This window comes from Streptomyces erythrochromogenes (genome assembly GCF_036170895.1).
Lineage (GTDB): Bacteria > Actinomycetota > Actinomycetes > Streptomycetales > Streptomycetaceae > Streptomyces > Streptomyces erythrochromogenes.
Genome location: NZ_CP108036.1, coordinates 6,040,545 through 6,058,733, shown reverse-complemented (window position 1 = coordinate 6,058,733; position 18,189 = coordinate 6,040,545). Strand labels below are relative to the sequence as shown.

Here is an 18,189-nt window from a genome sequence, read left to right as displayed (position 1 = left end):
ACCCGATGGACCTGACCCAGACGGCGGAGGTGGAGGCCTTCCGGGCCGAAGCGCGCGCCTGGCTGGCCGACCACGTACCCGCCTCCCCCCTGCCCTCGCTGGAGACGCGGGAGGGCTTCGCCGCGCACCGGGAGTGGGAGGCCCGGCTGCACGCGGACCGCTGGGCGGTGGTGTCCTGGCCCGAGGAGTACGGCGGCCGCGGCGTCGACCTCGTGAAGTGGCTGGTCTTCGAGGAGGAGTACTGGGCGGCGGGCGCGCCCGGCCGGGTCTCGCAGAACGGCATCAGCCTCCTCGCGCCGACGCTCTTCGACCACGCGACGGCGGAGCAGCGGGCGCGCGTGCTGCCGCCGATGGCGAGCGGCGAGGTCGTCTGGGCGCAGGCCTGGTCGGAGCCGGAGTCGGGCTCCGACCTGGCCTCGCTCACGTCGCGCGCGGTCCGCACGGAGGGCGGCTGGCTGCTGTCCGGGCAGAAGACCTGGTCCTCGCGGGCCGCCTTCGCCGACCGGGCCTTCGGCATCTTCCGCACCGACCCGGACACCCCGAAACCGCACCAGGGGCTGACGTACCTGATGTTCGACCTGCGGGCGTCCGGGGTCACGGTGCGGCCCATCGGCCGCCTCGACGGCAAGCCGGCGTTCGCGGAGCTCTTCCTGGACGAGGTCTTCGTACCGGACGAGGACGTGATCGGGGAGCCCGGGCAGGGCTGGCGGATCGCGATGTCGACCACCGGCAACGAGCGCGGCCTGACCCTGCGCTCCCCCGGCCGGTTCCTGGCGGCGGCGGACCGGCTGGCCGCCCTGTGGCGCGCGCAGGGGGACCCGGCCGACACGGCACTGGCCGACCGGGTGGCCGACGCGGTGGTCGGGGCGCGCGCCTACGAGCTGTTCACCTGGGCCGGCGCTTCCCGCTTCGCCGCGGGCGGGGCCGTCGGCGCCGAGTCCAGCCTGAACAAGGTGTTCTGGTCGGAGTACGACATCGCGCTGCACGAGACGGCGCTGGACCTGCTGGGTGCGGACGCCGAACTCGCGGACGGCGAGTGGGCCGAGCCGTGGGTCTTCTCGCTGGCCGGGCCGATCTACGCGGGGACGAACGAGATCCAGCGCGACATCATCGCCGAGCGGCTGCTCGGCCTGCCGAAGGGCCGCCGCTGATGCGTTTCCTGCCGACCGACGAGCAGTCGGACTTCGCCCGTACGCTGCGCTCCCTGCTGGGCTCGGCGCAGGTCCCGGCGGCGGTACGGGCCTGGGCGGACGGCGAGCACGGGCCGGGGCTGGCCCTGCGCTCCCGGCTCGCGGGGACGGGCCTGTTCGCGCTGGCCGCACCCGAGTCGTACGAGGGGGCCGGCCTGCTCCCGCTGGAGCTGGCGCTGGGCTTCGTGGAACTGGGCCGGGCGGGGGTGCCGGGACCGGTGGTGGAGAGCGCGGCGGTGTCGGTGCTGCTGTCGGAGCTGGGGGACGAGGCCCTCGCCAAGCGGTTCCTGCCGGGCCTGGTCGCGGGCGAGGCCTGGGCCACGCTGACGCTGCCGGGCGGGAGTCCGTACGCCCTGGACGCGGACGCGGCGGCGCACTGCTTCACCGTGTCGGCGGCGGGCGAACTGCGGCTGGCCACCCCGGCATCCGGGGAAGTCCTGCGGTCGACGGACCCCGCGCGGCGGCTGGCGCGCCCCTCGGCGACCGGGGGCGAACTCCTCGCGGCGGGCCCGGCGGTGGCGCGCGCGGCCGGGGCGGCGGGGCGCTGGGCCCGGCTGCTGACAGCGGCCCAGTGCCTGGGCGTGGGCGAGGCCCTGCTGGAGCGGACGGTCGGATACGTGAAGCAGCGCACCCAGTTCGGGGCGCCGATCGGCTCCTTCCAGGCGGTCAAGCACCGGCTGGCGGACACCCTCCTGGCCCTGGAGTTCGCGCGTCCGCTGGTGTGGGCGGCTGCGCTGTCCCTGGCCCCGGGCGACGTGGCGGCGGCGAAGCTGCGGTGCGGCGGGGCGGCGTACCGCGCGGCCATGACGGCGCTCCAGCTCCACGGTGCGGTCGGCTACACCGAGGAGCTGGACCTGTCCCTGTGGCTGCGCAAGGCACGCCCGCTGCGGGACGCCTGGGGCACCCCGTCGGAGTGCCGGGCGGAAGTCCTGCGGTCTGTCACACGCGGGTGACGTGGAGGCTGACGACGTAGCTCTCCTCGACCGTGCCGTCGGGGAAGAGCGGGGCCAGCAGCTCACGTTCGGCGGCGAAGTAGTCGCGGGTGCCGGGCTCGCCCAGCATCAGGAAGGCGGAGTGGCTGGCGAGGTTGGCGAGGTGCGCGTCCAGCGGGATGCGCCGGGACCAGCGCACGGACCGGCTGGTGAACCCGCCGAGCCCGCGGGGCAGCGTACGGAAGCCCTTCCCCTTGGCCGCGCCGAAGAACTCCGCCAGCCGCGCCTCCTGCTCGGCGATCCAGGGCACGGTGAGGTCCGCGTCGTTCCACCAGATGGCGAGCGCGCCGCCGGGGCGCAGCACGCGGCGGGCCTCGGGGACGGAGCGGGCCGGGTCGGTCCAGTGCCAGGCCTGGGCGTAGGTGAGGAGGTCGAACGCGCCGGTGGCCAGCGGCAGCCGGTCCCCGTCGCCGCGCACGACCGGGATCCCGGGGTGCGCCCGGCGCAGCTGCGCGGCCATCCCGTCCCCGGGCTCCACGGCGACGACCTCGGCGCCGCGCCCGTGCAGCAGGGCGGTGGCGATACCGGTACCCGCCCCCACGTCGGCCACGCGCGCCCCGGCGAGCGGGCGCCCGGCGAGCTCCTCGACGGCGTCGAGGAGGGCCGGCGGGTAGCCGGGCCGGTGGGCGGCGTAGGAAGCCGCTGCGGCATCGAAGGAACGGGCGCGTGTCGTCATGCGTCCATTGTTTTCGATCACACGTACCAGGCAACAAGATCGAGGTATCAGGACATGCGCAGGACCATCTCCGCCATGACGCTGTGCGCCGCGGTGGCGCTGCTGCTCACCGGCTGCGGGAGCGCGGAGCCCGAGCCCGCCCCGGAGGGCGGCAAGCAGCAGCCGCAGCCCGCGGCCTCGCAGAACCAGGGCCAGAACCCCTCGTCGGCCCCGGCCGCCGGCGGCGGCGCGAAGCACGACGTGACCCTGGAGGTCGGCGGCACGGGCAGGACGGCCGTCATGTACAGCGGCCTCGGCAGCGGCTTCGAGCAGCAGACCCTGCCGTGGTCGAAGTCGGGCACGGCCGAACTCACCGCCGCGGAGCAGAAGGTGGGCTACCTGGTCAGCGTCGTCCCGGGCACGATCACGGGCTCCGACGGCAAGCTCCAGCAGGCTCCCTGCACCATCAAGGTGGACGGCAAGGTGGTCGCGGAGAGCGACGGCGTCACGAACACGAAGGGCTGCTCCTACAAAATCAAGTAGCCCGCGTCGGCGGTTCTCGCCGCGCCGCCGTCAGGTCCGGGAGCGGCGCACGGAGATCCGGAGCAGGAGGGCGGTCTGGAGCAGGAGGAGCGCGCCGGTGCCGGCCGCCTGCCACAGCGGCCGGTCGGGGCGGCCGCCCGGGGCCCAGGCCGGCCCGTCGGGGTCCACCGTCACCGTCAGCCGTGCGCCGACCGCGAGGTCGAGGGTGACCGGGCCGGGCAGGTCGCGGCCCGCCTCGGTGCGCAGGCGCAGCGACGGGGACAGGCTCGCACCGTCCTCCACCATCGTCCGCTGCGCGACCACCGCGGTCTCCTCCCGGCCCCGGTCGTGCAGGACGTGCCGGTCCCAGGTGACCCCGCCGAGCACCGCGATCCCGACGGCGGTGAGCGCCACGGCGGTGCGGGCCACGAACTCGGCGTCGGTGCCGTGCGGCACGGCCGCACCGGCGACGAAGACGGCCAGCAGGACCGGGACCCAGAGCCCCTCGGGACCGCGCAGCATCCAGATCGCGCCGAACTCCACCGCCAGGAGCAGGCAGTTGCGCAGGACCGCGCCTGCCGCCCTCCGTGCCAGATCAGCCATGGACACATCATGCACGGGCCCGGAGGGCCTGGGGGTGCCCTGTCCGTCAGGCGGTCGTCATCCCGCCGTCGACCGTGAACTCGGCGCCCGTCACGTACGAGGACGCGTCCGAGCAGAGGAAGAGGACGAGCTCGGCGACCTCCTCCGGCCGACCGATCCGCCCCAGGGGCAGGTGCGAGAAGTCCCGGCCTTCGACGGCGCCGGCCACCATCGGGGTGTCGATGGCCCCCGGGTGCACCGAGTTCACCCGGATCCGGTCCCCGGCCAGGTCGAGCGCCGCCGACCGGGTCAGTCCGCGCAGCCCGAACTTGGTCGAGCCGTAGGCCGCGTGGCCGGGTATCCCGACCAGCCCGGCGGTGGAGGAGACGTTGACGACCGAGCCGCCCCCGGCCGCCCGCAGCACCGGCGCCACCGCCTGGATGCCGAGGAACGGCCCCAGCAGGTTGACCCGCAGGAGTGCCTCGAAGTCGTCGAGCCGCTGCTCCTCCACGTGCGCGGTGCGCCACACGGCGGCATTGTTGACCAGCGCCGATACCGTGCCGAAGGCGCGTACCGACTCAGTGACCACCGCCGCCCAGCTCGCCGGGTCGGCGACGTCGTGGCGTACGTACAGCCCGTCACCGCCCAGCTCGGCGGCCACGGCCCGGCCCTCGTCCTCCCGTACGTCGGTGACCACGACCCGCGCCCCGGCCTCCACGAAGAGCCGAGCCCCGGCGGCCCCCTGGCCACGCCCGGCGCCGGTTATGACGACGACCTTCCCGTCGAGCCCGGTGCGCCCCATGGAGCCCCTCCCCTATATGACTACCAGTCATATCTCTAGCAGTCGTACCCCTCGGGGGGAAGGGCGCCATGGGCATGGGCGGGTCAGTCGATCGGCTGGCCGTCGTACGTGCCGTCGACGCAGATCCACGAGCCCTTGGTGGACTCGTACTCCACGCTCCCGCCGCCGTCCACACACTTCTGCCCGCCGATCGCGGGCACTGCAGCTTGCGCGACAGGGGTCACGCCGCCAAGAGCGGCCAACACAACGACGACAAGCGTCCCGAGCAGTCGTGTACGCATCAGAACCTCCAACGAGGATGAGCGACGCGGTCATCACCACTCTCGGCCCGGACCCTGTCGAGGTGCGCACCCTGTTACTCCATTCGGGTGAAGGCTCCGCACCCGCCATTGCACGGGAGTCGCTGCCGGAACACGCCCTCCGGCGGCGCGCCCCCGAGTGCGGGCGCAGGCTGACCTCATGGACATCAAGCCCGATGTGGCCGTAGGGCCGCCGGATGACGACGGCCTGCGGAAGGTCGTCATCGACGGCAAGAGCAGAGGCAAGGTGTGGAGCCACCACGAACTGCAGAGGGTCCTGCGTCGCGCTGGCGTGCCACGCAAAGCCGACGTCGATTGGCAGGGCGGAGACAGCAGCGTGTGGCCGGCTCACGCCTTGGGGCGACGCCTCACCGGCGCCGTCATGGCGCTCGGCTTCCTGGCGACCGCAGGCATGTGCACCTGGATAGGCATAAAGGATTCTTTCGACGCCCTCACCTTCGCCGGGCGGGTGACAGGCTTCCTCTTCCTGCTCATGGCCGTCGTGGAAGTGATCGCCTTCGTGGCCGGCTTCGACTATTGGCGCAAGCGGAAAATGACTCCCTCCGGGCCGGCCCTTCTACTCGGAGCGCTGGTCGAGTTCTTCGTCGGTGCGACGCTGCTCGTGCTGTTCCTCGCCAACCAGGGCAGGCCGACATACGTGTTGTGCCTGCTGCTCTGGATAGCGCTCACAGTCTGCGCCACATGGTCCCTTTGGGTCCTCTGTCGCCAGCGGGTCTGGAAGACGCTACGCAATCCTGGCCGCATCGCGATCGGGGCGGTCGTCTCCACCGTCCTCGTCACCACCAACTTGGCATACACCCAGATATACCTTCCCTCCATCTCCCGCCCGCTGGTGCAGGGCACAGCCGAAATCGGAACGCCGAGTCTGAACAAGGCAGGCACGAAGATGTACCTGCGGGTCCGTCTGCGCCTCAAGAACTCCGGCGAGGTCCCTGTTCACATCCTCGGCAGCATCTATTGGATCAACGTCAAGCTCGCCAGCGACCCGAAGGACAGGTACAAACTGATCAGACCCGGCGAGCTGGTCCTTCCACCGGGGCGGGAGTTGAGCCCGGGGGAGGAGGTTTCGACGGACGTTGTCGCCGAGATCGACAACCCGGAGGACGCCGAATACGAAGCGGTCTCAGCCCAGGTGGAAGCTTACGCGTTCAGACAGGACAGAATGAGACTGGACACCGATTTCGCCACCGGAAAATGGCGGGGAAAACTCAAGGAGGAAAAAAAAGACGACGACCCGCCGGGCCCAATAGCAAAGAAAAAAGAGTACTTCAGATACCAGTCAAACATATCCCAGAGCAGCGAACTCCTGAATTTGACGCGCGGGCGGGAGCGCGTGACGGTCTGGTGGCTGTACCTTGGCCGACCGTTCGTCTATGTCGATGTCGGCAGTCCGGGCGAAAAGAAGAAGGGCTTCCTGTTCAACCAAATCATTCAGCAGACAAAGGCGATCGACCGGTACGGCCTGGCCTTCATACGCGGCTCAACGGTCCAGACGCCGTACGCGCAGCTCCTCAAGGAAGCCCAGGCCAAGCGCCCGAAGTGACCGGGGCCCGCGGCCTTCCCCGTACCCTCGCCCCATGACGAGCAGCGCCATCAGCCTCCGCAAGGTCGAGGAGTCGGCTCCGGCCCTCGTGAGCCTCTACAAGACGGCCGGGATATCCCTGCGGAAGTACGGCCTGGAGGGCGGACGTGCCGCCGTCTACCTGGTCCTGGACTACTCCGGGTCGATGCGCCCGTACTACCAGGACGGCAGCGTGCAGGCCCTCGCGGACCGGGTGCTGGGACTGTCCGCGCACCTGGACGACGACGCCCGCGTGCCGGTGGTGTTCTTCTCCACCGAGGTCGACGCGGTGGAGGAGATCTCCCTGGCCGGGCACGAGGGCCGGGTCACCGAGATCGCGTCCCGCCTCGGCCACATGGGCAAGACCGCCTACCACGCGGCGATGGACGCGGTGATCGACCACTACCTCGACTCCGGTGCGACGGCCCCCGCACTCGTCGTCTTCCAGACCGACGGCGGGCCGATCAACAAGCTCGCCGCCGAGAGGTACCTGTGCAAGGCGGCCCGGCTGCCGCTCTTCTGGCAGTTCGTCGGCTTCGGCAACACCCGCAGCACGCAGTTCGACTTCCTGCGCCGGCTGGACGAGCTGCCCGTGCCCGCGAAGCGGCCCGTGGACAACGCGGGCTACTTCCACGCCGGCCAGGACCCCCGCACCGTGCCGGACGGCGAACTGTACGACCGCCTCGTCGGGGAGTTCCCGGCCTGGCTGGCGGCGGCACGCGGTGCGGGCATCGTGCGCGCCTGACCCGGGCCCGCCGGTGCCCGCGCTTTGATGGACGTATGACGCATACCAGTTGGGCAGTGTTCGAGAAGGCGGAACCGGACTTCGCGGCGGCCGTCGAGGCCCGCTTCGCGCAGTACCCGCACCACGTGCTGGCGACCCTGCGCAAGGACGGCTCCCCCCGGGTGACCGGCCTGAACGTCGACATCCGGGGCGGCGAGCTGTGGTTGGGGATGATGGCCGGCTCGATGAAGGCCCGGGACCTGCAGCGCGACCCGCGCTTCGCCCTGCACACCAATCCGGGCGAGGGCGAGACCATGCCGGACGGGGACGTACGGATCTCCGGGCGAGCGGTGGAGCTCGTGGACCCGCCCGAACTCCACCGGTACGCGGAGGAGACGGAGACCCCGCACCCCTTCCACCTCTTCTACGCCGACCTCACGGAGGTCGTCCACATCGGCATCGAGGGCGACGACCTGGTGGTGCGGACCTGGCTCCCGGAGCACGGCCTGCGCACCCAGCGCCGGGGCAACGACGACGAACCGCCGCGCGAGGACCCGGAGCCGGAGGACGAGCCGGGCGGCGGGGGCCTGGCCCTCTAGAGCCGTATCGCCCCAGGGCCTGTCCGGCGGATCCGCCGGACAGGCCCTGGGCGCCCGGGTAAGGGTCAGCGCTTGAGCGTGAAGGTGAAGTCTCCTGAGATCCTGCCGCTCAGCCGGACCGCCGAGACGAGCTTCCCGTCCGTGATCAGTCTCTCGACCTCGGCCCGTGAAAGACCGCACCCCTCAGAGATCAACCGCACCGGCCGGACCGGGATCCGCGCTGCGAAGCGGACCGAGACGTCGATCACCTCGCGGTCCAGGTGGTCCGATCCGCCGGTGTCGAGGCGCCAGGCGCCGTCCCAGTCGAGGGAGATGTGATTGCGGCGCCGCACGACCGGATCCTGGAGCAGTTCGCCTGCCAGGCTCGGGTCGTTGTCATGCAGTCGGTCCAGCAGCTCGGGTCGTACGGAGCGCACGTGCACCCGCTCCAGGACCGTGAGTTTCGCCGTGTCCCCGCAAGCGGAGCAGAGCACGAGGAGCCAGGCGTCGAGGAGCTTGTGGTTGGCGTTGACACGAAATTTGCCGTTCGCCCGGAAGCGCTCGGACGCGCACGTGTGGCATCGGCGGAGAACGAGCGGCAGGCAGGTGGGAGCGACCACCCAGGTATTGAGCACAGAAGTACACCGGTTCCAGTGAGAAGACCGCAGCAGAAAGGAGCGCGGCGCACATGCGCGACGCGCGACGAATCAGCACTCGGGGGGTCTCACAGGGTGTACAACGGGACGTCCTTGCCTCGACGACTTGTCCGCCAGCACGGTAACGGCGCACAGCGGGGCGGCTCCACCGGTTTTGTGGCGCCCCTGTGCGAACGGGCCCGTCGCTTCCAGGATCGACGCCCGAGGTCACGCCAGGGCCTCGGCGATCCTCGCTCCTGCATCGCCGGTGACGCGATGCGCGGAGCGCCCGGCGGGCCAGGTCGACAAACCGTCGTCCGCCCACCGCGGAACGACGTGGAAGTGCAGGTGGGGCACCGACTGCTCCGATCCCGGACCGCTGGCGCTGAGGATGTTCACTCCCGAGGCGTCCAGGGCGTTCCGGGCCGCCCCGGCGACGCGCTGAACCAGTGCCGTCACCGCGGCGAGCGCCTCGGGCGGGGTCTCGAAAACGTCTGCGTAGTGGAGCGTGGGAACCACCAGAGTGTGGCCCGGCGCGAGCGGGTTCAGTGGGGTGAAGGCACAGGCAACCGGACCGCGAGCCACCCAGCTCGCGGTGCCTTCACGGATGAGTCCGCAGAAGATGCAATCCATGCACCCGACCCTGCCAGTCGAAGACCCGCGGACGGATCCGGCCCCTGCCCGGGAGTTCGGCAGGGGCCGGCGGTGCAGACCGTTCTACTTCAGGTGGCGGTCGAAGAACCGGTTCCCGTCCTCCACCTCGAACCACGGAGTGCCGGTGTGTCCGCCCAGGTTGGCGTGCAGCGTCTTCTCCTCGGTGCCGAAGGCGTCGAACAGGTCAAGGGTCCGTTGCCGGGGGTTCCCTTCGTCGTCCCACTGCAGCAGGAACAGCAGAGGAACGGTGACCTGCCGGGCCTCCTCGCGCTGGGCGCGGGGCACGTAGCCCCCGGCGAAGAAGCCGGCGGCCGCGATGCGCGGCTCGACCGCCGCGAGGCGGATCCCGAGGGCGGTCCACCCCGAGTACCCGACCGGACCGTCGATCCCGGGCAGTTCGAGGAGGGCGTCCAGGGTGGTCCGCCAGTCCGGGACGGCCTTTTCGACCAGCGGGCCGATCATGGACTCGAAGATCCCGTCGACCGCCTCGCCGGCCTGCATCGCCCGGCGGAGCTCGGCGCGAGCCTGCTCGTCGGCGGCGGAACGCGGCCGGTCGCCGCACCCGACGGCGTCGATGCTCGCCACGGCATAGCCGCGGGCCGCGGAGTGCCGGGCCCGCGCCACCAGCCGGGCCGCGCTCTTGGGCAGGCCGTTGTTGTGGGCCATCAGGATCAGCGGGACGGGGGCGGCGGACTCGGGCGTCCACAGGGTGCCGGGGATCTCGCCGAGGGTGAATTCGCGTTCGAGGACGCCGTCGTCGAGGCGGCGTTCGGAGGTGAAATGCATGGTCGTGCCCTTCGGGAATGCGCGCTGACGGCGCTCCCGGACGACCTGCCTACCGTCCGACCGTGACCCCGGAGGGGAGCACCCATGTCGATACTGCGTTCACGGGTACCACCTCCTCCTGCTGTCGCACGGCCTGGCGGAAACGTAGCAGTGGCCGCGGCGGTCCGCGCAACGGATTTTCACGGCGCCGAGGCCGGAAGCTTCACGGCCGCAATGAACGACGCCCACGGGCCGACGGGGAACACGAGAACGGGCCCGACACCGGCCAGCTTGCCGTCACGGAACGGGGGCCGGACCGGGGAGATCAACCGTCGCGACGGCTGGTTTCGGTGCGAACTCGCCTTCACGTCTGCGCGCGCGTCGCGTACTCCTCCGCCGCCGACTCGATGCGGGCCAGAGAGACCTCCGGCGACAGCGCTGCCGCCCTGGTGAGGTCGTACCGCTGCCAGTGGCGGCGGACCAGGTCCACTTCGTCGTACAGCTGCCCCACACAGGGCCCCTCGCTGTAGGTCACGTCGGGCGAGTCGGCGAACTGCATGATGCTGACCAGCGAGCCCAGAACGCCTTGGGCTCCGGCGGAGAACGGCACGACCTGCACGGTGATCCGATGGGCACGAACGTACGAGGCGATGTGCCGCAGCTGCGCAGCCATTACGCCGGGGCCCCCGATCACCGTCTGCAGCACCGCCTCGTGCAGGATGACCCACAACTGAGGCCTCACCGGATCATCGAGGAGCCGGGCTCGCTCCAGACGGAACGTGCACAGGCCGTCGACGTACTCGGCGGGCGCGGTGGGGTTGCCGCCCCGCATGACGGCCCGGCCGTAGTCCGCCGTCTGCAGCAATCCGGGAACCAGCGTGGCGCTGTAGTCGTAGATGGCGGTCGCGACGCGTTCCAGCTGGGCGACGGCGGCGAAGTCCTCCACCTGCTTGGACCTGAACGCCCTGGACAAGCGGACGAAGTAGTCCCCTGTGTCGAATTCCTTGTCGATCATGGCCGCCAGTTCCGGCCGCAGGCGGCGCTGGCCGCCCTCCATCTGACCGACGTACGACCCGGTGGCGAAGATCCGCTCGCCCAGCGCGGCCTGGGTCAGGCCGGCCGTCTCGCGATGCCGCCGCAGTTCCTCGCGGGCGAACTCCTCCGGCGTCTGCGCCCCACCCTCGTCATTCGGCTTGGCCATGAGCCAACTCCCCGCCTTCGCAGTGCCCTTGCTCCACGGAAAAGCGTAGGGCAACGGAACGTTCCGATGTGACTACTCAAAGCCATGACGCCATGTCGCGCGCGAACACCGTTGTCAGTGCCTCTGGTTAGCGTGAACGGTGTTCAGCCGGAACCGAGGACACCATGGGGGATCACATGAAGCAGGCACACGGGCGCGGCAGGGCCGCCGCCATCACCGCGCTGACCGCCGCACTCACGCTGACGCTCGCGGCCGGCACGGCCCAGGCCTCGCCGGGGGACGAGATCGTCGGGTACCCGGGACCCGACGGGCTGATCTGGATCCCCGAGCTGGCCGGTTCCAGCGGCTTCGTCTCGGGCGGTCTCGCGCCCTGGCTGGACACGTTCATCACCTTCGGCTGCGCGGGCGGCGGCACCATAGAGGTGGCCTTCCACCTCGAGAACCACCCGGACCGCGACCCGGCCCCCTTCACGGTCGACTGCCCCGAGAGCGACCCGGCGCGGGTCACCGTCCCCCTCGGCACCGGCCTCCGGGGCGGCTTCCAGGCCTCGGTGACCGCTTCGGCCCCGGCCACCCGCTGGGGCGCCACGGTAGTGCAGCCCGAGTAGCCCCAAAAGCGCCACAGCGCCCGCCACCCCTGGTCGGGGACGTGGCGGGCGCTGCGTCGGGTGTTCCGTACGCCGTTGTACGGACCGTATGAGGGGTCCCGCCCTTCGCGCGGCGGGGGTACTGCCGGTGCTACACCGTCAGCGAGCGGTCCGTCGGCTTGACCGGGTACGGGAGGGCGCTGCTGCCGGTCAGGAAGCGGTCCACGCCGCGGGCGGCCGAGCGGCCCTCCGCGATGGCCCAGACGATGAGCGACTGGCCGCGGCCCGCGTCGCCGGCGACGAAGACGCCGTCGACGTTGGTCGCATAGGAGGCGTCGCGGTCGATGTTGCCGCGGGCGTCCAGCTCCACACCGAACTGCTGGACCAGGCCGTTCGCCTGGTCGGTGCCCGTGAAGCCCATCGCCAGGGTCACCAGCTGCGCGGGGAGGACGCGCTCCGTGCCGGGCTTCTGGACGAGCTTGCCGTCGACGAACTCGACCTCGACCAGGTGCAGGGCCTGGACGTTGCCGTCCTCGTCGCCCTCGAAGTGGGTGGTGGAGACGGAGTAGACCCGCTCGCCGCCCTCCTCGTGGGCCGAGGTGACCTTGTAGAGCATCGGGAAGGTCGGCCACGGCTGGTTGGCGTTCCGGTCCTCGCCCGGCTTCGGCATGATCTCCAGCTGCGTGACCGAGGCCGCGCCCTGGCGGTGGGCGGTGCCCACGCAGTCCGCGCCGGTGTCGCCGCCGCCGATGACGACCACGTGCTTGCCCTCGGCGGTGATGGGCGGGGCCAGGAAGTCGCCCTCCTGGACCTTGTTCGCGAGCGGCAGGTACTCCATCGCGAAGTGGATGCCCTTGAGCTCGCGGCCCGGCACCGGCAGGTCGCGGGAGACGGTGGCGCCGGCCGCGACGACGACCGCGTCGAAACGCTTGCGCAGGTCGGTCGCCGTGATGTCACGGCCGACCTCGATGCCGGTGCGGAACTTGGTGCCCTCCGCGCGCATCTGCTCGATGCGGCGGTTGATGTGCACCTTCTCCATCTTGAACTCGGGGATGCCGTAGCGGAGCAGGCCGCCGATGCGGTCCGCGCGCTCGTACACGACCACGGTGTGGCCGGCCCGGGTCAGCTGCTGGGCGGCGGCCAGGCCGGCCGGGCCCGAGCCGATGACGGCGACGGTCTTGCCGGACAGGCGCTCGGGGGCCTGCGGGGTGACGTCCCCGTTGTCCCACGCCTTGTCGATGATCGAGACCTCGACGTTCTTGATGGTGACGGCCGGCTGGTTGATGCCGAGCACGCACGCCGACTCGCACGGGGCCGGGCACAGACGGCCCGTGAACTCCGGGAAGTTGTTCGTCGCGTGCAGCCGCTCCGACGCCGCCGCCCAGTCCTCGCGGTAGGCGTAGTCGTTCCACTCGGGGATCAGGTTCCCGAGCGGGCAGCCGTTGTGGCAGAACGGGATGCCGCAGTCCATGCAGCGCCCGGCCTGCTTGCTGATGATCGGCAGCAGCGAGCCCGGGACGTAGACCTCGTTCCAGTCCTTCAGCCGGTCGGCGACGGGACGGGAGCAGGCGGTCTCGCGCGTGGTGGTGAGGAAGCCCTTCGGGTCAGCCATTGGTCGCCGCCTCCATCATCTTCTCCGTGGTCTCGGATTCCGAGAGTCCGGCGAGCTCAGCGGCGTCCTTGGCGGCGAGCACTGCCTTGTACGTGGTGGGGATGATCTTGCTGAACCGGTCCACCGCGACGGACCAGTCAGCCAGGAGCTTCGCGGCCACGGTCGAGCCGGTCTCCTCCTCGTGGCGGCGCACCACATCGTGCAGCCACTGCTTGTCGGTGTCGGACAGGGCCTCGACCGCGCCCGCGTTGCCGACGTTGACGTTGTGCGGGTCGAGGTCGATGACGTACGCGACGCCACCCGACATGCCGGCCGCGAAGTTGCGGCCCGTCTCGCCCAGGACGACCGCCGTGCCGCCGGTCATGTACTCGCAGCCGTGGTCGCCCACGCCCTCCGAGACGACCAGGGCACCGGAGTTGCGGACGCAGAAGCGCTCGCCGGTGCGGCCGCGCAGGAACATCTCGCCGCCGGTGGCTCCGTAGCCGATGGTGTTGCCGGCGATGGTGGAGTACTCGGCGAGGTGGTCGGCGCCGCGGTCCGGGCGGACCACGATCCGGCCGCCGGAGAGGCCCTTGCCGACGTAGTCGTTGGCGTCGCCCTCCAGGCGGAGGGTGATGCCCTTCGGCACGAAGGCGCCGAAGGACTGGCCGGCGCTGCCCGTGAAGGTCAGGTCGATGGTGTTGTCGGGCAGGCCCGCGCCACCGAACTTCTTGGTGACGTGGTGGCCGAGCATCGTGCCGACGGTCCGGTTGATGTTCCGGATCGAGACCTGGGCGCGGACCGGCAGGGCCGCCTCGGCGGACTCGGCGTTCAGCGCGTCGGACGCGAGCTCGATCAGCTCGTTGTCGAGGGCCTTCTCCAGACCGTGGTCCTGCTCGATCAGGGCGTGGCGGACCGCGCCCTCGGGCAGCTCGGGCACGTAGAAGAGCGGCTCCAGGTCGAGACCCTGCGCCTTCCAGTGCGAGACGGCCTTGGTGGTGTCCAGCAGCTCGGCGTGGCCGACGGCCTCCTCGATCGTGCGGAAGCCCAGCTCGGCGAGGATCTCGCGCACCTCCTCCGCGATGAACTCGAAGAAGTTCACGACGAACTCGGGCTTGCCGGAGAAGCGGTCCCGCAGGACCGGGTTCTGGGTGGCGATGCCGACCGGGCAGGTGTCCAGGTGGCAGACGCGCATCATGACGCAGCCGGAGACGACGAGCGGCGCGGTCGCGAAACCGAACTCCTCGGCGCCGAGCAGCGCGGCGATGACCACGTCGCGGCCGGTCTTGAGCTGGCCGTCGGTCTGGACGACGATGCGGTCGCGCAGGCCGTTGAGCAGCAGGGTCTGCTGGGTCTCGGCGAGGCCGAGCTCCCAGGGGCCGCCCGCGTGCTTGAGCGAGGTGAGCGGGGAGGCGCCCGTACCGCCGTCGTGGCCGGAGATGAGGACGACGTCCGCGTGGGCCTTGGAGACGCCCGCCGCGACCGTGCCGACGCCGACCTCGGAGACCAGCTTCACGTGGATGCGGGCGACCGGGTTGGCGTTCTTGAGGTCGTGGATCAGCTGGGCCAGGTCCTCGATGGAGTAGATGTCGTGGTGCGGCGGCGGGGAGATCAGGCCGACGCCCGGGGTGGAGTGCCGGGTCTTGGCGACCCACGGGTAGACCTTGTGGCCGGGCAGCTGGCCGCCCTCGCCGGGCTTGGCGCCCTGCGCCATCTTGATCTGGATGTCGTCCGCGTTGACCAGGTACTCGCTCGTCACACCGAAGCGGCCGGAGGCGACCTGCTTGATGGAGGAGCGGCGCGCCGGGTCGTACAGGCGGTCCGGGTCCTCGCCGCCCTCACCGGTGTTGGACTTGGCGCCCAGCTGGTTCATGGCGATGGCGAGGGTCTCGTGCGCCTCCTTGGAGATGGAGCCGTACGACATGGCGCCGGTGGAGAAGCGCTTGACGATCTCGGAGACCGGCTCGACCTCGTCGATGGAGATCGACGCGCGGTCGGACTTGAAGCCGAACAGGCCGCGGAGCGTCATCAGGCGCTCGGACTGCTCGTTCACGCGGTCCGTGTACTGCCGGAAGATGTCGTACCGGCGGTTGCGGGTGGCGTGCTGGAGGCGGAAGACCGTCTCCGGGTCGAACAGGTGCGGCTCGCCCTCGCGGCGCCACTGGTACTCGCCGCCGATCTCCAGGGCGCGGTGCGTGGCCGCGACGCCGGAGACGGGGTACGCCTTGGCGTGGCGGGCGGCCACCTCCTTGGCGATGACGTCCAGGCCGGCGCCGCCGATCTTGGTGGCGGTGCCGTTGAAGTAGGTCTCGACGAACTCGTCGTTCAGGCCGACTGCCTCGAAGACCTGGGCGCCGCGGTAGGAGGCGACGGTGGAGATGCCCATCTTGGACATGACCTTCAGGACGCCCTTGCCGAGCGCGTAGATCAGGTTCTTGATGGCCTGCTCCGGCTCCAGGCCGGACAGGAAGGTACCGGCGCGCAGCAGGTCCTCGACGGACTCCATGGCGAGGTACGGGTTGACAGCGGCGGCGCCGTAGCCGATGAGCAGGGCGACGTGGTGGACCTCGCGGACGTCGCCGGCCTCGACCAGCAGGCCCACCTGGGTGCGCTGCTTGGTGGCGATGAGGTGGTGGTGCACGGCGGCGGTGAGCAGCAGCGACGGGATCGGCGCGTGCTCGGCGTCCGAGTGGCGGTCCGAGAGGACGATCAGGCGGGCGCCGTTGGCGATCGCCGCGTCGGCCTCGGCGCGGATCTCCTCGATCCGCGCGGCGAGCGCCTCGCCGCCGCCGGAGACCCGGTAGAGGCCGGAGAGCGTGGCGGCCTTCATGCCGGGCATGTCGCCGTCGGCGTTGATGTGGATGAGCTTGGCCAGCTCGTCGTTGTCGATCACCGGGAAGGGCAGGGTGACGCTGCGGCAGGACGCGGCGGTCGGCTCCAGCAGGTTGGACTGCGGGCCGATCGAGGAGAGCAGCGAGGTGACGAGCTCCTCGCGGATGGCGTCCAGCGGCGGGTTGGTGACCTGTGCGAACAGCTGGGTGAAGTAGTCGAAGAGCAGCCGGGGGCGCTCGGACAGGGCCGCGATCGGGGAGTCCGTGCCCATGGAGCCGAGCGGCTCGCCGCCGGTACGGGCCATCGGCGCGAGGATGACGCGCAGCTCTTCCTCGGTGTAGCCGAAGGTCTGCTGGCGGCGGGTGACCGAGGCGTGCGTGTGCACGATGTGCTCGCGCTCGGGCAGGTCCGTCAGCTCGATCTCGCCGGTCTCCAGCCATTCGGCGTACGGGGCGGCGGAGGCGAGCTCGTTCTTGATCTCGTCGTCCTCGACGATCCGCTTCTGGGCGGTGTCGACGAGGAACATCTTGCCGGGCTGCAGGCGGCCCTTGCGGACGACCTTGGCCGGGTCGATGTCGAGGACGCCGACCTCGGAGCCGAGGACGACGAGGCCGTCGTCGGTGACCCAGTAGCGGCCGGGGCGCAGGCCGTTGCGGTCGAGGACCGCGCCGACCTGGGTGCCGTCGGTGAAGGTGACGCAGGCGGGGCCGTCCCAGGGCTCCATCAGCGTGGAGTGGTACTGGTAGAACGCGCGGCGGGCCGGGTCCATGGAGGTGTGGTTCTCCCACGCCTCCGGGATCATCATCAGCACGCTGTGCGGCAGCGACCGGCCGCCGAGGTGGAGCAGCTCCAGGACCTCGTCGAAGGAGGCCGAGTCGGAGGCGTCCGGGGTGCAGATCGGGAAGATGCGGTCCAGCACGCCGTCGCCGAAGGCGTCCGACGCCAGCTGGGACTCGCGGGCCTTCATCCAGTTCCGGTTGCCCTTGACCGTGTTGATCTCGCCGTTGTGCGCGACGAAGCGGTACGGGTGGGCGAGCGGCCAGGACGGGAAGGTGTTCGTGGAGAACCGGGAGTGGACCAGGGCGAGCGCCGAGGCGAAGCGGCGGTCGGAGAGGTCCGGGAAGAAGGGCTCCAGCTGGCCGGTGGTCAGCATGCCCTTGTAGACGATGGTGCGGGCGGAGAGCGACGGGAAGTACACGCCGGCCTCTCGCTCGGCGCGCTTGCGCAGCACGAACGCCTTGCGGTCCAGCTCGATTCCGGTGCTGCCTCCCCCAGACTCCGTCCGGGAGGTGCCCCCAGAGACGAACAGCTGGCGGAAGGCGGGCATGGTGGCGCGGGCGCCGTTGCCGAGCAGGTCGGGCGTGACCGGGACCTCGCGCCAGCCGAGGACCGTGAGGTTCTCTTCTGCGGCGATGGCCTCGATCTGCTCCGCGGCGACGGCCTGTGCGGTGCCGTCGGCGGGGAGGAAGGCGATGCCGACGGCGTACGCGCCGGCCTCGGGGAGCTCGAATCCGGCGACCTCGCGGAGGAAGGCGTCCGGCACCTGGGACAGGATTCCCGCGCCGTCGCCGGAGTCCGGCTCGGAGCCGGTGGCGCCACGGTGCTCGAGGTTCCGCAGAACGGTCAGGGCCTGCTCAACGAGTGTGTGGGTGGCCTCGCCGGTGAGGTTCGCCACGAATCCGACGCCGCAGGCGTCCTTCTCGTTGCGCGGGTCGTACATGCCCTGCTGGGCAGGGCGACCGTCCATGGGCGACCAGGCGGTGTTCAGGCCGGTCGCGGAGTGCGTGGATGCGGAACGCATCGGCTCTCCCGTCGTCGTCGTGGCATATGTGCTAGCCGAGGGACGACGTTGGCCCTCTGCGAAATTTCGTGCAGATTACATGATGACGACAATCCCGAGAAGCGGATACGCCATTCCAGCATGCGGACACTGCGCGAGGCAGAGAGAGGGGACTTCCGCGGCGCTCTACGGGCGGATCACGGGGCCGCAGGGGGCAA

General features: G+C 70.9%; 17 protein-coding genes. 7 read left to right on the top strand and 10 right to left on the bottom strand.

Annotated elements, in window-relative coordinates; genetic code table 11:
- Positions 1-5: 5 nt before the first annotated feature.
- Both OHA91_RS27710 and OHA91_RS27705 read left to right on the top strand, forming a co-directional pair.
- Positions 6-1,151, top strand: a complete 1,146-nt coding sequence (locus tag OHA91_RS27710; protein ID WP_328740223.1) for an acyl-CoA dehydrogenase family protein — start codon at positions 6-8, stop codon at positions 1,149-1,151.
- Positions 1,151-2,143 carry an acyl-CoA dehydrogenase family protein gene (locus tag OHA91_RS27705; protein WP_328740222.1) on the top strand — a complete coding sequence of 331 codons (993 nt, stop codon included), beginning with the start codon at positions 1,151-1,153 and terminating at the stop codon, positions 2,141-2,143. The genes OHA91_RS27710 and OHA91_RS27705 overlap by 1 nt, the downstream gene beginning before the upstream one ends.
- Here OHA91_RS27705 and OHA91_RS27700 read toward each other — a convergent pair.
- On the bottom strand, positions 2,130-2,858 hold the full coding sequence (locus tag OHA91_RS27700) for a class I SAM-dependent methyltransferase (RefSeq protein WP_266502117.1): 729 nt from the start codon (positions 2,856-2,858) through the stop codon (positions 2,130-2,132). The two genes, OHA91_RS27705 and OHA91_RS27700, sit on opposite strands and share 14 nt — an antisense overlap.
- A gap of 54 nt (positions 2,859-2,912) precedes the next feature.
- Between OHA91_RS27700 and OHA91_RS27695 the strand changes: the two genes are divergently transcribed.
- Positions 2,913-3,380, top strand: a complete 468-nt coding sequence (locus OHA91_RS27695; protein ID WP_328740221.1) for a hypothetical protein — start codon at positions 2,913-2,915, stop codon at positions 3,378-3,380.
- Positions 3,381-3,410: 30 nt separating this feature from the next.
- On the opposite strand, the gene OHA91_RS27690 is transcribed toward OHA91_RS27695, so the two are convergent.
- The 3 genes from OHA91_RS27690 to OHA91_RS27680 all read right to left on the bottom strand — a co-directional run bounded on the left by OHA91_RS27690 (position 3,411) and on the right by OHA91_RS27680 (position 5,024).
- On the bottom strand, positions 3,411-3,962 hold the full coding sequence (locus OHA91_RS27690) for a hypothetical protein (RefSeq protein WP_031149325.1): 552 nt from the start codon (positions 3,960-3,962) through the stop codon (positions 3,411-3,413).
- Between the two features lie 46 nt (positions 3,963-4,008).
- Positions 4,009-4,743 carry a glucose 1-dehydrogenase gene (locus tag OHA91_RS27685; RefSeq protein ID WP_328740220.1) on the bottom strand — a complete coding sequence of 245 codons (735 nt, stop codon included), beginning with the start codon at positions 4,741-4,743 and terminating at the stop codon, positions 4,009-4,011.
- Between the two features lie 83 nt (positions 4,744-4,826).
- Positions 4,827-5,024, bottom strand: coding sequence for a hypothetical protein (locus OHA91_RS27680; RefSeq protein ID WP_328740219.1), 198 nt, complete (start codon positions 5,022-5,024; stop codon positions 4,827-4,829).
- Between the two features lie 178 nt (positions 5,025-5,202).
- On the opposite strand from OHA91_RS27680, the gene OHA91_RS27675 reads away from it, so the two are divergent.
- From OHA91_RS27675 to OHA91_RS27665, 3 genes are read left to right on the top strand one after another with little or no spacing between them, the layout of a single operon-like run.
- Positions 5,203-6,606 (top strand): hypothetical protein, encoded by a 1,404-nt coding sequence (locus tag OHA91_RS27675; protein ID WP_328740218.1) that lies wholly within the window; start codon positions 5,203-5,205, stop codon positions 6,604-6,606.
- Between the two features lie 34 nt (positions 6,607-6,640).
- Complete coding sequence (locus OHA91_RS27670; RefSeq protein ID WP_328740217.1) at positions 6,641-7,369, top strand: VWA domain-containing protein; 729 nt, start codon at positions 6,641-6,643, stop codon at positions 7,367-7,369.
- 35 nt (positions 7,370-7,404) lie between these two features.
- Positions 7,405-7,947, top strand: coding sequence for a pyridoxamine 5'-phosphate oxidase family protein (locus OHA91_RS27665; protein ID WP_266502106.1), 543 nt, complete (start codon positions 7,405-7,407; stop codon positions 7,945-7,947).
- 65 nt (positions 7,948-8,012) lie between these two features.
- Here OHA91_RS27665 and OHA91_RS27660 read toward each other — a convergent pair whose 3' ends face one another.
- The 4 genes from OHA91_RS27660 to OHA91_RS27645 form a co-directional block, all read right to left on the bottom strand.
- Positions 8,013-8,561: a DUF1062 domain-containing protein gene (locus OHA91_RS27660; protein ID WP_328740216.1), complete on the bottom strand. Its 549-nt coding sequence runs from the start codon at positions 8,559-8,561 to the stop codon at positions 8,013-8,015.
- A gap of 228 nt (positions 8,562-8,789) precedes the next feature.
- On the bottom strand, positions 8,790-9,194 hold the full coding sequence (locus tag OHA91_RS27655; RefSeq protein WP_328740215.1) for an HIT family protein: 405 nt from the start codon (positions 9,192-9,194) through the stop codon (positions 8,790-8,792).
- A gap of 84 nt (positions 9,195-9,278) precedes the next feature.
- Positions 9,279-10,001, bottom strand: coding sequence for a dienelactone hydrolase family protein (locus OHA91_RS27650; RefSeq protein WP_328740214.1), 723 nt, complete (start codon positions 9,999-10,001; stop codon positions 9,279-9,281).
- 343 nt (positions 10,002-10,344) lie between these two features.
- Entirely contained in the window at positions 10,345-11,181 is an 837-nt protein-coding gene (locus tag OHA91_RS27645) for a helix-turn-helix domain-containing protein (RefSeq protein WP_266502100.1), read from the bottom strand.
- 176 nt (positions 11,182-11,357) lie between these two features.
- Between OHA91_RS27645 and OHA91_RS27640 the strand changes: the two genes are divergently transcribed.
- Positions 11,358-11,789 carry a hypothetical protein gene (locus OHA91_RS27640; RefSeq protein WP_266502098.1) on the top strand — a complete coding sequence of 144 codons (432 nt, stop codon included), beginning with the start codon at positions 11,358-11,360 and terminating at the stop codon, positions 11,787-11,789.
- Between the two features lie 130 nt (positions 11,790-11,919).
- On the opposite strand, the gene OHA91_RS27635 is transcribed toward OHA91_RS27640, so the two are convergent.
- Positions 11,920-13,380: a glutamate synthase subunit beta gene (locus tag OHA91_RS27635; RefSeq protein WP_031149348.1), complete on the bottom strand. Its 1,461-nt coding sequence runs from the start codon at positions 13,378-13,380 to the stop codon at positions 11,920-11,922.
- A complete protein-coding gene (gltB, locus tag OHA91_RS27630; RefSeq protein ID WP_455753564.1) occupies positions 13,373-17,938 on the bottom strand; it encodes a glutamate synthase large subunit in 4,566 nt (1,521 codons plus the stop codon). Before gltB ends, OHA91_RS27635 begins: the two co-directional genes overlap by 8 nt.
- Positions 17,939-18,189: the final 251 nt, after the last annotated feature.